The organism is Paenibacillus enshidis (assembly GCF_042136365.1).
Lineage (GTDB): Bacteria > Bacillota > Bacilli > Paenibacillales > Paenibacillaceae > Paenibacillus > Paenibacillus enshidis.
The window spans coordinates 176,531-188,706 of record NZ_JBHHMI010000002.1; the positions used below are offsets into that span (position 1 = coordinate 176,531).

Annotated in this window: 10 protein-coding genes; all 10 read right to left on the bottom strand. The window is 49.3% G+C overall.

The features are described from left to right. Positions 1–6: 6 nt before the first annotated feature. The 10 genes from ACE41H_RS03350 to ACE41H_RS03395 all read right to left on the bottom strand — a co-directional run bounded on the left by ACE41H_RS03350 (position 7) and on the right by ACE41H_RS03395 (position 12,146). On the bottom strand, positions 7–1,008 hold the full coding sequence (locus ACE41H_RS03350) for a glycoside hydrolase family 53 protein (protein WP_375353600.1): 1,002 nt from the start codon (positions 1,006–1,008) through the stop codon (positions 7–9). A gap of 168 nt (positions 1,009–1,176) precedes the next feature. Continuing rightward, positions 1,177–2,055: a carbohydrate ABC transporter permease gene (locus ACE41H_RS03355; RefSeq protein ID WP_375353369.1), complete on the bottom strand. Its 879-nt coding sequence runs from the start codon at positions 2,053–2,055 to the stop codon at positions 1,177–1,179. A gap of 57 nt (positions 2,056–2,112) precedes the next feature. Then, positions 2,113–3,003, bottom strand: a complete 891-nt coding sequence (locus tag ACE41H_RS03360) for an ABC transporter permease (protein WP_375353370.1) — start codon at positions 3,001–3,003, stop codon at positions 2,113–2,115. A 327-nt stretch (positions 3,004–3,330) separates the two neighbouring features. Next, a complete protein-coding gene (locus ACE41H_RS03365) occupies positions 3,331–5,010 on the bottom strand; it encodes a type 2 periplasmic-binding domain-containing protein (RefSeq protein WP_375353371.1) in 1,680 nt (559 codons plus the stop codon). A gap of 100 nt (positions 5,011–5,110) precedes the next feature. Beyond that, a complete protein-coding gene (locus tag ACE41H_RS03370; protein ID WP_375353373.1) occupies positions 5,111–6,748 on the bottom strand; it encodes a response regulator in 1,638 nt (545 codons plus the stop codon). Then, a complete protein-coding gene (locus tag ACE41H_RS03375) occupies positions 6,726–8,501 on the bottom strand; it encodes a sensor histidine kinase (RefSeq protein WP_375353375.1) in 1,776 nt (591 codons plus the stop codon). The genes ACE41H_RS03370 and ACE41H_RS03375 overlap by 23 nt, the downstream gene beginning before the upstream one ends. Positions 8,502–8,745: 244 nt before the next feature. Further along, on the bottom strand, positions 8,746–10,227 hold the full coding sequence (locus ACE41H_RS03380; protein WP_375353601.1) for a DHA2 family efflux MFS transporter permease subunit: 1,482 nt from the start codon (positions 10,225–10,227) through the stop codon (positions 8,746–8,748). 53 nt (positions 10,228–10,280) lie between these two features. After that, positions 10,281–10,868 carry a TetR/AcrR family transcriptional regulator gene (locus ACE41H_RS03385; protein ID WP_375353377.1) on the bottom strand — a complete coding sequence of 196 codons (588 nt, stop codon included), beginning with the start codon at positions 10,866–10,868 and terminating at the stop codon, positions 10,281–10,283. Between the two features lie 243 nt (positions 10,869–11,111). After that, complete coding sequence (locus tag ACE41H_RS03390) at positions 11,112–11,633, bottom strand: DinB family protein (RefSeq protein WP_375353379.1); 522 nt, start codon at positions 11,631–11,633, stop codon at positions 11,112–11,114. 105 nt (positions 11,634–11,738) lie between these two features. Then, a complete protein-coding gene (locus ACE41H_RS03395) occupies positions 11,739–12,146 on the bottom strand; it encodes a VOC family protein (RefSeq protein WP_375353381.1) in 408 nt (135 codons plus the stop codon). Positions 12,147–12,176 lie beyond the last annotated feature (30 nt).

Below are 12,176 nucleotides of genomic sequence, written 5' to 3' on the forward strand. Positions count from 1 at the left end.
TTCTTGTTAGTTAAGAAATCCTTCCAGGGCGATTGTCGGCTTGCCGTCCGCCTGCCAGGCTCCTTTGTTGTAGCCGTCATTGTAGCCGGGTACGGCTTCCGGTTCCCAGTAGAACACGCCCAACCCTTTGCCTCCGGCGATGCCGCGTATTTTTGACTTCATATCGGAAATGAAGCTTTTGGCTGCGGCAGGCTCATTATAATCCATGCCAATTTCCGTGATCATCACCGGCTTCCCGTAAGTGGCGATCATATTATTGGCATTGCTTACCGTCTGTGTTACTTTGGTGGACCAGTCGGATGCGAACGGATAAAGCGACATGCCGATAATATCGAAATTGGCCCCGTTATTCACCAGACCACCGATGTTCCATTGAAATAGAGAATTATCGAAGCCATTGGCCAAGTGAACAATGGTCTTAGTGCTGCTGCTTACCGACTTTACCGCATTATGACCTGTATTCACCAGCCAGGCATAGTTTTTCATATTGACCGAGGCCTTGCCATCTTCCCACAGCATGCCGTTATTCGTTTCATTGCCAATTTGCACCCAATCCGGCGTTACCCCATGCTGCTTCATCGTGTTCATGACATATACCGTATGTGCCCACACCGCGTCCATCAGCTGCTGGAAGGTAAAATTTCTCCACGCATACGGTTTGTTCTGCTGTCCCGGATCCGCCCAGGAGTCGCTGTAATGAAGCGTCAGCATGATACTCATGCCCAGCTTTTTGGCACGGGCTGCGAGCTCGGCGGCCTTGTCCGCATTCATGTATCCGTTTGCATAATCATTCATATTGGGATTGACCCACACTCTGATGCGTACCGAGTTGATCTGGTAGTCATCCCGTAAAATTTGCAGCACATCCTTCTGTACACCACGTTTGTCTTTCCAAGTATACCCCTGCTTTTCCATGCCTGCAACCCAGCTGATATCCGCGCCTTTAGCAAAAGCGGGCGCAGCAGACACCCTGTGATTTCCCTGCGGACCTGGCGCAAACATAATCATAGAAGCACAAAGAACGAGCAGCATGAACAATCTTGGCTTGTTTTTCAAGATCATATCCTCCTTCTCATGTAGATAAATGTCTATGCAGCTAATTGTATTTGTCTCACTTATGAGAAAACAGGACGTTTTGGAAATATTTTGGATACTTTTACAACCATGAAGCCGCTATTATTCTTTAACAGAGCCCAGCGTCATTCCTTTGACAAAATATTTTTGCAGGAAAGGATATACGATCAGCACCGGCGCTGCCCCGATAAAGATTTGCGCAGCATTCACCGTTGTCTGCGACAGCAGTTCCATCTCCGTCGGGCTCATGCTCATGGAGCTCATGTCCCGCTGGATGATTACGGTTTGCAGAAATGTAGCTAACGGGTAGTCCTTGGAGTTGCTGAGATACAAAAGTCCATCAAACCAGGAATTCCAATGATATACCATACTGAACAGGCCGATGGTGGCGATCGACGGCAAGGACACCGGCAGGTATATACTGAACAGCGTGCGGAAATGTCCCGCCCCGTCAATGAGGGAAGCTTCCTCCAACTCCTTCGGGATCCCGCGGAAAAAGTTCAGCATCAGAATGATGAGGAATGTATTCACTGCGCTTGGCAGCACCAGCACCCAGAAGCTGTCGATCAGGCCGAGCTTTTGAATGATGATGTAAAAAGGCACAAGCCCGCCGCTGAACACCATGCTGAATACGAACAGCCAGGAATAGATGTTTCTGCTGCGAAATACGGCCGTTTCCTTGGAGAGCGGGTATGCGGCCAGGAAGGTCACGAACAGCGTCAGTGCCGTACCGAGCACCGTCCGTTTGACAGACACCCAGATGGAATGCAGAAAAACCGGATTATCAATCGTTTTCTTGTAAGCCTCCAGCGAAAAATTGACCGGCCACAAACCGACGAGATTGGCGTCCGCCGCCGCCTTGGCGCTGAACGACACCGCCAGCACGTGAATGAGCGGAATGATGCACATAACGGCCAGCAGGATCAGAAAGCAGGTATTGAACACATTAAAAATACGGTAAGGCACTGTTTTTTGATACATAGCTCTCCCTCTTTGCTTTAAAGTACGTGATCAAAAGATGACTTTTTGAACTACCTCTTAAAATATCCGGTAGCCGGCCCACTTGTAGGCTAGTCGGTAGGACACCAGAATCAGAATCATGCTGATGACTGATTTGAACAGTCCGATTGCGGTGCCGAAGCCCATTTCCCCGTTCAGAATCGCCGTTCTGTACACGAATGTATCGATGATGTCGCCCTTCTCATACACAAGCGGATTATACAGGTTGAAGATCTGGTCAAAGCCTGCGTTGAGCACATTGCCAAGCGCCAGCGTACCGACGACAATCACCATTGGCAGCAAGGAAGGCACCGTGATGTGCAGGGTCTGCTTCCAGCGGCCGGCTCCATCCATTTCAGCCGCCTCATACAGGGAAGGATTGATACCGGCCAGCGCGGCCAGGAAAATGATCGTGTTATAGCCGAATTCCTTCCAGACATCCGATACGATGACCGTAAAGCGGAACCAGTTGTTATCCCCAAGGAAAAATATAGGGTCGATACCGACCATGCCCAACACCCTGTTGGCAAATCCGTCGGCTGCCAGCAGATCAATCAGAATGCCGCCAAGAATGACCCAGGACAGGAAGTGCGGCAAATATACGAGCGTCTGGATGGAGCGCTGCAGACCGACCTGCCGGATCTCGTTCAGCAATATGGCAAATCCGAACGGAACCAGCAGGTTGAACAGCATTTTGAGGACGGCAATAATCAGGGTGTTCCAGATAACCTGGACGCTGTCCTCACGTTCAAACAAGTACCGGAAATTATCCAGGCCGATCCATCCCGAGCCGCCAATCCCCAGCCAGGGTTTATAATCCTGAAAGGCCATAATAATGCCGCCCATCGGGATGTAACTGAAAATGATCAGAAAGATGATCGCAGGCAGCAGCATGACGTGAAACGGCCATGTTTTACGCAAACTTCTCATGAGAGGTCCTCCTGTAAACTCAAATCTATACATCAATTGTAGCAACGGCCAGTCCGCCCGAAACAGCGCTTAAAACCAATATAAATGGTACAAAAGCAACTTCTTTTTCTATTTCGCGGAGAAGCTTTTGTCTGTTGGGAGACGCTCCGAAAACGAAGCATTCCTACAATCGCTGTTGACCCTTCGGGCCAAAGGCGACCGCTCCGATTTTCCGGAATCGCTTCGTTCTCTCCGCTGCTGCTTACATGACTTCAACTAATTAAAAAAAGCGGCCGGGATTTTCGGCCGCTCCCTGTCCGGCAGCTATCCCCGGAGGAAGTACAAACATTATTTTACACTGTTATACCACTCATTGACTTCCTCCGTAATCTGGTCGCCGCCGCCTGCCTTCCAGGTCTGAACGAAGGTATCGAATGTGTCGAGTCCCTGTCTGCCATAAATGATTTCATTAAAAGTCTGGCTTTCAATTTTGTTCAGATAATCCAGCTTGGATTTCATCGTTTCTGTAGTCGGTCCTGTGAACATGTTCTTTTGGGAAATATTCTCCTGCTGGAGCAGCACTTGAGCCGCTTCAGGCGTATCCTTTCCGTAGTTTACAGCTACGTCTTTTTCCAGGCGTGTTGCCGGTTTGCCTCCTTCAGCCAGCTTGAGCAGAGCTTTCATTTGAGCGTCCGGAATACGAGCTCCGTCTCGGACGAGCAAATAGCGCACTACATTCACATATCCGCCTTCAATCTGATCCATGGGAACCATTTGCCCGTTCGCGTCAAGATCATAGTCATACCCTTTAAAAATGCCGTTCTTAAATTCGCTGTCCGGGTCGGAGGTCGCGAAATGATCAAAAAGATAGTTCTGGTACGTGAACAGGGCTTCGGGATGCTCCATCTTTTTATTGATCAGCACAACGCCGTTCGTAAACTGGGTGCCATGGCGCATAGCCGTTCCGTCTGGCCCTGTCGGAATCGTAATCGGTTTCCACACGGCGTTCGGAGCGTTCTTCACCGTGTCCTGCAGCGGCCAGCCGCTCATCCAGTAAGGTCCCGGGATAATGCCTGCCGTACCTGCAACAGTAGGCTCCGCTGTTTTATTTTCGTCCCAGAGCGCGGCTTCCTTAGGAATATAACCTTTGCTCATCCAATCCTTGAGCTTCTCAAGCCCCTGCTTCATCCCTGGATGAATAGAGCCGTACTCCAGCTGGCCGTCTGCTCCGGCATTCCACTGCTGCGGCAAAGTACCGTAAGCACCGAATACCCATGACGGATCACCCATCCAGGTATTCATGGATGTTTTAAAGCCGATGCTGAGCGGAATCACCTTGCCCGGTGACAAGCCGTCCGGGTTCCGGTTTTTGAAGGCATCCATTACTTTTTCCAGCTCGTCCATCGTTTTCGGCGGTGTCAAACCGAGCTTGTCGAGCCAGTCCTGGCGAATCCACAGCACATAATCGTGGTTGTAGGCAAAATCCAGCACCGGGATGCCCATTCTCTTGCCGTCACGGGTGTACTGATTCCATACCTGCGGGTCCTGGTTCATCGCTTCCTTCCAGGTATCGGAGGCATATTTGTCAAACAACGGCCCCACTTCCGCATACATGCCTGAATCGATCAAGTCCTGTGCCAGCGTATTGTTCTCCGTACCGATGGTCACCACGTCCGGCATTTCCTGTCCGGAAGACATCGCCAGCCGCAGCTTGGTGGCAAATGCGCCGTTCGTATCCGTTACCGACCAAAGCGATTGGATATTAATGCCGAACTTCTCCTTGGCCCATTGAGTGGCGACATTATTCTCGATCGTTTCGCCATTCTTGAACTTCAATTGAGGGTCTACTCCCCATACCGTTTTAATCGTAACTTCCGGGTCGTACTTCTCTTTGTACACGTTTTCAGTATTTACCGCGCTGGATGAATTGCTTTCGGCTTCCTTCCCCGAGCATCCGGCAAGACCTGCTCCTAGTACCAGGGTGGCGGCAAGTATGGGCAGGAAGCGTTTTCTTGAAAAGGCTTGCATGAATGTTCCCCCTTCATTCAAGTTTCTACAATGTCATTATAGAGGGCCTGGTCTCACAGTCCTATGTCATTAAACGAACATTTCTGCACCTTTGCCAACATCATTGATCTCTGAACTCATTTGGCGTCATTCCGTAATGCTTTTTGAACATTTTGCTGAAATATTGCGGATTTTGGTAACCCAACTCGGTTGTAATTTCATAGATTTTCTTGTTCGAATGCTTCAGCAGATACAGCGCCTTTTCCATACGCAAACGGATGATGTAGTCCCCCAATCCCTCGCCCGTTTCCGCTTTATAAATTTTGGACAAATATACAGGATGCAGATATACCTGATCGGCAATGGTCTTGACGGATAGCTCCTGACCGTTGTCGTTGGACACAAGCTCCTGCACCTGCTTGATCACAAAACGCTTGGACTGATGCTCATTCGCCGCCAGCTCCGCCTTCAGCTTGTCCATGACCGCACGTGTCCACTCCTTCAGCTTTGGCAGCGAATGAATCACCTCTTGAACAGCCAGCGGATCAATCCCGGTTTGATCAAGCTGGTAGAACAGGCGTCCCTGTTTGTGAGATATGTACATAAATGCATTGGTTACGGACAAATACATCTCATACAGATGCTCGCGTGAATAGGCGTTGTTCGCCATCTCCGCAAAAACCTGTTCCATTTTGCTGCCCGCCGCCTCCCACTGCATCGATTCCAGCAGGTGTATGAGCGTCGGCGGTTTATATAAGGCTTCCAGGGGTTTTACTGCTGCGGGCCGCTTCGGCTGATCTTTAAGAAAGAGCACAGCCCCCGCTTCAGCATGCTGCGACAAATACAGCGGGCTCAATCCTGCCCGGTAAGCCGCCGGCAGCTCTCCCGGAAAGTTGAACCAGTCTGTAATTAACACGGTAATGTTCCCTTTCAGATAGCTGCTGACATGCTTGCGAAAAATTTCGACATCCTGCTCCAGCCACTCCCGGCGTGTCCGGGCATCGTCCGTACCCCAATCTGTGCTGCTCCAATCCCCCTCCTTCGGCTGCGCCAGCATAACGAGACAGTCATGCGGGGCTTTGCAGTGCCACACATGAAAACCACCTGCAAAAACCTCCTCCGCAATATTGCCGATCGCATATTCAATGAGAGAAACCGAATGATGGTCCATATCCGTAAAATGTCTGCCAAGCTGGATCAATAGCATGACGGCGGGAGCATCGGTATAAAAGGAAATCTCATAAGCGCTCAATTTATCCTGAATACTCCTCATTGACAGCTGCCTGCCCAGCATCAGATCATGCATTAGCTGGGTCCGCAAAATGCCGATCTCCGCTTTGTGGCTGTACATCAGCTTATGCATTTTGTCGAAGGCCTCCCACTCTTCCTTTAAGGAAGCTACGGCACTTGTTACACTCTCTATCAGTTCATCGTCATTGACCGGCTTCAGTATGTAATCGACGGCCTGCAGTTGGATCGCCTTCTTCGCATAATCAAAATCCGAATGGCCTGTCAGCAAAATGTAACGGATATGCGGCCAGCGGCTGCCTGCCGTTTCGATTAACTCCAGCCCTGTCATGCCTGGCATGCGAATATCCGTAACGAGAATATCGATATCCTGCTCCTCCATAACGGTGAGCGCCTCCAGGCCCGAAGCCGCCTGTAAAACCCCGCTGATGCCCATTTCCTCCCACGGAAGAGTAAGGGCCAGACTTTCCGTTACATAGGTTTCATCATCAACCAGCAATATGTTGATCACTTCTATCTTCCTCCAATACATTTATAAACTCTGGATCAGTCCAGTACAGGGTTGCTCTTAAGCCGCCGTATACAGAGCGGGAAAAAGCGAGACCTGCGCTTTCGCCGAACCGCAGCCGCATGCGCTGGTATACATTCCACACGCCACACCCCATATTTTCGTCCATTTGTCGGTGCAGCTTCTGTTCCAGCGCGAAGATGTCCATCCCGCTCATGCCTTTGCCGTTGTCATCCACATGTACTCTTATACAGCCTTGATCGAATTCCGCCGTAACGCGAATCAGACCATTCTCGGCATTCTGCTCGATGCCATGGATGACCGCATTTTCCACAAGAGGCTGAAGCATGAGCGGCGGAACGGATAGCCTGCCCATCCGCTGCGGCAGATCGATGCTGTAGCTGAGGCGGGGCATGCGCATATTCTGGATCTCCAGATAGTGGGTGACAAATTCAATCTCCTCTTCCAAGGGCACAAGCTCCCGCTCCTGTCTTGTCGTATAGCGGTAATATCTCGACAGATGATGGGACATGGCAATCACCGCTTCGTGCTTCTTCAGCTTCGCCATGCTGGTCATGAATGAGAAGCAGTTATAGAAGAAATGGGGATTAATCTGCGACTGCAGCTGCTTCAGCCGTGCTTCCCGCACATGAATCTTCTCCACATATACCTTCTCAAAAAGCTGCTGAATCTGTTCCACCATCTGATTGAACCGGTCTGCCAGGAAGCTGAACTCATGGCTGCCCTTGCGCTGCATGCGCACAGCGTAATCTCCGGCCGCAAGCCTCTTGAAGCCGGCAACCAATTGGCGGATGGGAACCTGCACCTGCGAATACAGCATGTAAGCGGCAAGGAAACTGAGCAGCAGCAATCCGCCAGCGGATACATAGAACAAACGGTTGGATTGATCGATAGGAGCCATAATTTCAGAGAGAGGCATGTAGTCGATCAAGTACCATCCGGTATCCTCAGATAAAACGAGGCTGACCATATACTGTTTGCCATTCACCTCCAATATGCGCTTTTCACCATCCTTAAGCTCATCGGCTTCCAGCCCGTGCAGCAGCCGACCAATAAGCTCATGATTTGCAGTACGGTTATAGATGACCCCCATGTCCTTTCTGAAATAAAAGGGATCACCACGCCCGTCGCTTTTAAAGCGGTCCAGCATATCCTGAATGTTGCTGCTGTCGAACTCGACTTTAATAATCGTATTGGCAGTTTCCGGATGCCGCTCCGCCGAGAATGGAGAGACGGTATACCAGGAAAACACGAACCGTTCGCCCTCATCTCCCATGACTTTTTCGACCTGCCAGCCCGGTCTGATCTCCTTGTTTAAGTCGCTTGCTTCATACCTTTGCGCATCCCGCTCGGTCACCACCCTGCCCAGCGATGGCGAATAAATGGAAATGCTGCTGTCCCAATTGGACGAGCTTTCCTGAAGGCTCAGCTTGGTCTGAATGCGCTTGACCAAATTGATAGCATCCAGATTCAGGTACTCGTCCTCCAGAAAAATATCCTGAAAGCTCAGGATATCAGGGTCATGGATAAGCAGATTGGGCCAGGAGGACACCAGCTCAATATTCGTGTTCACCTGATTTTGAAAAAACACCAGCTGGTTGATGTTGGAGGTGCCCAGTTCTTCGCTAAGAACATCGGTCGTGATTTTATTCGAATAAAAATAGAGCAGCATAATGGGAATCATCATAATGACGGCCAATGTGACGATTTTTGTATAAAAATTAAGTTTTATCATACTGAACTTCACACCTGTATTCTTTATATTTTCCGGTAAAACCTGTAAAACTCCGGCTGCGTGGGCACAATTATAACCGCTTTCAAAGAATCCGTACAGGGGAATGTAAGAAGATTTAGGATGGTATGCAAAGCAAAACAAAAATACCCCTCAGAATGGCAATCATGCTTCTAGGAAGCAGATGTTCGTTCTGAGGGGTGCCTTTTGTCACAGCTAAGATGCTCTATGCAGATATATGATTATTTTAATGCATGGAGCCCTGCTGGCCCATTTGCTTGTTTACTTTAACCCGTTTTACAAAGAACGAGCATACCAGCCCGATCAATGCCAGAATCAAGGCAAAAGTGAACGCGTTCTGTACACCGGCAGTAAAGGCCGCCAGCTTGCTTTCAGCACTTTCAGGATTGGCTACACTTCTCAGATAATTCGTCTGGCCAGCGCTGAGAATGCTAACCGCAACCGCTGTACCAATCGCTCCCGCTACCTGCTGCAGCGTGTTCATGATCGCCGTACCGTGAGGATAATACGCGGGCGGAAGCTGATTCAAGCCATTGGTTTGAGCGGGCATCATAATCATCGAGATGCCGATCATCATAAGCACATGCATGGCAATGATCAATCCATAAGGCGTTGTCGGCTGGATTCTGGAGTACACAAACAGAATAACCGATACGATGACCATGCCGCTAATGACCAGCCATCTAGGACCGAACTTGTCAAACAGACGCCCCATCACCGGAGATAGAAATCCGTTCAGCAAGCTGCCGGGCAGCAGCACCAGACCGGCGGTGAGAGCGCTCAGAGCAAGACCTTGCTGCAAATACATAGGCAGCATCAGCATGGATGACAGCATCATCATCATACAGATAAAGATCAGGACCAGACCAATCGTGAACATCGGATATTTGAATGCACGAAGATCCATCATGGGTTCTTTCATTCTCAGCTGGCGAATACTGAACAGCAGCAGCGCCACCCCGCCAATGACCACGGTGGCAATAACAACCGGACTTGACCAGCCGCCTCCGCCTTCACCATGACCGCCGGCGCTGCTGAATCCATATACGATTCCGCCAAAGCCAATTGTAGACAGAATGATGGACACAATATCAATTTTAGGCTTGGTCAGATTTGAAATATTGGGCAAAAACATTAAGCCGAAGATCAGAGAAATAACGAAAAACGGCAGTGAAATCCAGAAAATCCAGTGCCAGGTCAGATTGGCAAGAATCAATCCGGAAATCGTCGGTCCGCTGGCTGGAGCGAACATGATGACGAGACCGATTAATCCCATCGCGGAGCCGCGCTTTTCAATCGGGAAAATGACCAGTATGGTGTTAAACAGCAAAGGAAGCAGCAGCGCCGTACCTGCCGCCTGCAGCACCCGAGCGACCATCAGCAGCTCAAAATTCGGCGCCATCGCAGCAACCAAAGTTCCTGCAATTGAGAATACCAATGATGCAGTAAACAGCTGCCGGGTCGTGAACCACTGCAGCAGCAGTCCCGAAACCGGCACCAGTATGCCCATCACCAGCAAATAGCCGGTAGTGAGCCATTGAATCGTTGTTGGCCCTACCTGCAAGATGCCCATCAATGGTGTCATGGCCACATTAAGGGCCGTTTCACTGAACAGGCCGATAAACCCGCTCAGCAGCATTGCAAATAATATCGGAATAACTTTGTATTGTTTTGATGCTTGCTGATCCTTTGCAGAACCAGCTTTCATGGTTGCCTCCACGTTTCCATCCTCCTTGGTTTGTCTATCTCTTTCTAGTTGTTTTAATTCATCAAATCAGCATTCTTCGTCAGAACTGATAAATAATCTGCAGCATTCAGCATCGGTTCTTTGGTCTGATGGGTCAGGCTGATAATCAACGCGCCTTCCATCATGGAAATGATCAGCAGCGCCAGCTCATAAGCCTTTGTTTCATGAAAACCGTCCAAACGAAGCCGCTCCGCTACGATCTCCTGCCAGGCTGTAAACACTTCCTGACAAGCTTTGCGCAGCCTGTCGCTTATGCAGGAAGTTTCAACTGCCGCCCAGAAGCTGAATGGCAAAAATCCGGTAAAACCGGCAGCCTCCGCCTCATCTGCCGTCTCATGAATAAAATACCGGATCGCATCCCCTGTATTGTCATATGCGGCAAATGTGTCCCGAAATTTGTGAACAATATGCTCATTCGCCTTCCCGATGCACACATGCGCGAGCTCCTCTTTGCCGTCCGGAAAATAATGATACAACGACCCCTTCGGCGTACAGCTTTCCTTGATGATCTGATTAAGGCCGGTAGCATGATATCCCTGGGAAAAGAAAAGCCTTGCCGCTGTAGTGACAATCGCTTCTTTGGGGTTGGATTTTTCGCCCAATGGAACCACATCCCTTAAAATTATAACAACTGGTCTACATAATTAAAGCAGTTCCATTAAAGCATGTCAATAGCGGATATATAGAAGACGTATGAGCACCGGATTTGGTTACGGAGAGATAAAATTACCCCTGTCTGACTTGTTTAAATAAACAATAGACAGGGGTCTTATGATTTCCTAAACGGATACAACTGTATTCATATATTTTGTTGTGAATACAAGCTTCCAATGCAACAGATATACTTAATTTTTGATTCCAGGCAGATAACGCTCTTTAAGAATGGTCTGGTGATGAATCTCATGGCCGGCAATGACGTAAGCCGCCTGCTTTGCCGTCAGAGGGTCTTGATTGAGCACGCCCTGCCGCTGCCATGCTTCTGCCGGAAGCCCTTTAAGCATGAAAACCGTAGATTTTCTGAGTGATTCAAACTCTTCGAGCAAATCCTTAAAAGGAACATGATCAAACTGCGCTTCTTTAACAAACTGATTCTGCTCATATCCCGGATAGACCAGATTGTCGCCGCGCGCGATCCGAAGCAGCCGATAAGTCCATACCCGCTCATTGTCCGTTATATGACCGACCACTTCTTTAATGCTCCATTTGCCGCTGGCGTATTTGAAGTTCGCTTGTTCCTCGTTCAGAGGCTGCAGAATGGAAAGCGTCTCTTCGATCTGTGCCGCCAGAATCTCAATGATATTTCCCTCCGGAACCTGGTTGATATAATTGGTAAAAAAAGGCCTGCTTTCGTTTGCATTAGCTTCCATTTCGATGAACTCCCCTCTTTTGTTCAGAGTAAACTACTACGGCTGCATACATAGCATGAAAAAATCGGCCCTCTCTTAAAGGACCGATCTCTGCGGCAATCCTGATCACTGCTCTCCTGCTTCCATATAGACAACTTCCCAAAGATGCCCATCAGGGTCCTGAAAGCTGCCGTTGTACATGAAACCATGATCGACAGGATCATTGAAAGGCTTGCCACCGCCTTCGAGTGCCTTATTCACGATCTCATCCACCTGTTCCCGGCTTGCGGCGGAAATAGCCAGGATCACCTCTGTGGTGTTATGGGTATCCGTTAATTCCTTCTTCGTAAAGGTTTTAAAATATTGTTCAACCAGCAGCATCGCAAATATGTTTTGGCCGATGATGAGGCACGCTGCATTATCATCGGTAAACTGCGGATTGAACTCGAAGCCGAGGTTCCTAAAAAATTGCATGGACACTTGCAAATCCTTTACCGGAAGATTTACAAAGATGTGCTCGGATGTTAATGCCAATATCATCACCTCAACGTCGGAATGTCTTAC